General features: G+C 62.2%; 2 protein-coding genes. One reads left to right on the top strand and one right to left on the bottom strand.

Annotated elements, in window-relative coordinates:
- A partial coding sequence (locus tag BLX41_RS11355) for an SMI1/KNR4 family protein (RefSeq protein ID WP_259744709.1) occupies positions 1-327 on the top strand: 327 nt, incomplete at its 5' end.
- 52 nt (positions 328-379) lie between these two features.
- Here BLX41_RS11355 and pvdP read toward each other — a convergent pair.
- Positions 380-1446: pyoverdine maturation tyrosinase PvdP (gene pvdP / locus BLX41_RS35095; protein ID WP_259744711.1), on the bottom strand; the 1067-nt coding region annotated here is incomplete at its 5' end.

The raw sequence follows: 1446 nt of genomic DNA on the forward strand, positions 1-1446 counted from the left end.
CAAAATGACCTGGCGCTGCGACTTCCTGTCGAGTACCGCCAGTTCCTGCTGAAGCATGGGGGCGGCTACTTTGCCTTGGGAATCGTCTACTCACTGGACAGAGACAGCGATTTCAACCTGGCCAGAATCAATCGACAACACCCACTGATTGGCAAGTGTCATCTGTTGTTTTCAGAGAACGGCTGCGGCGACTTCTACGGATTCCGGATTGAAAATAACCAATGCCTGGCAGAGGTGTGCTTTTTTGATCATGAAACCCAAGCATGGCAGCAGACCGGATACCCAGAACTGTTCAGCTTCCTGGCCGAAGTGGCCCTTTCGATCTGAACACCCCTAACAACGACCTCCAGACTCGAAGTTCGCGATCAGTCCGGCTCCACTACAGCAGCCGCTGCCTGACCTTCAAATGCCGCGCATACCAGGGCCGGCGCGGCACCTTGCGCAGCAGATCGGCCAACTGCTTTTCATCCTCGATAAAGGTGATGCGCAGGGCCAGCTTCATGGTTTCCGGGTCCATCTCCACGGTCTTGCCGGTCTGCAATCCAGGGATAGTGCTGCAACCGTGGGTCACCGGCCCCAGCCAGGGATCGCCGGCCTCGACCCAGCGCCCCGGGGCGAACCAGGGCACGCCATTGACTTCCAGACGCTTGAGCTCGCCGGGATGGAAACGCTCGTGGGCGCGGAACCAGTCCTCCAGGCGGTCGTCGATCCAGCCATGGAAACGCCAGAACACCGGGCTGACATGGGAAGAAAACGGGTCGCCGAGGAAGTCGTTTTCCGGCTGGTACCAGCGCGGGGAAAAGTCCGCCGGATCGCGGGCCATGGGCACCGGTGCACCGCTGGAAGGATCACGCGGCACCGAGGCCCAGCGCATGTGCAGCCAGTCGTGCAGGCCCAGTTCAATCTCCGAGCCGAACTGGCCCAGGGTCAGGTTCGCCAGGTAGCGCGGGTTGCGATACTGCGACTCCCAGACCTGGAAGTTGCTGTGGTAGGTCTCGCCGGCCTTGATGTCGCTGACCCACTGGCTGTAGTCGTCATCGTCATCGGCCAGCCACGCCGGCGGCAGGGAACCGCCGTCATGGTTGTCAAAATAGCGGGCGAAGCCCAGGCGATCACGCAGCAGTTCCGGCTGCGGCAGGGGGAAATGCTGCCAGGACGGCAAATCCTGCATGGAACGCGCCGTGCCCAGCATGTGCCGGTGCATGAAGAAGAAATCGATGCCCGAGCCGTTGCGATCCTTCTTCGGACCGCGCGCATCGCGCTCCTGCCCCCGGGGACCGGGCTGCCAGCCGATGCCGCGCAGGGCGTCACGCTTCTCTTCGGAAAGCCGGTGCCACTTGTCCCGGGTCGCGTGCCACAGTTGGTGGAACAAACGATGCTCGGGCGACACCAGCCAGGCCTGCAGCGTCGGGTTCAGGCCGATACGCTGGCGAGCCTCGGGAAACA

Source organism: Pseudomonas protegens, assembly GCF_003732485.1.
In the GTDB taxonomy this organism is placed as follows: Bacteria; Pseudomonadota; Gammaproteobacteria; order Pseudomonadales; family Pseudomonadaceae; genus Aquipseudomonas; species Aquipseudomonas protegens_B.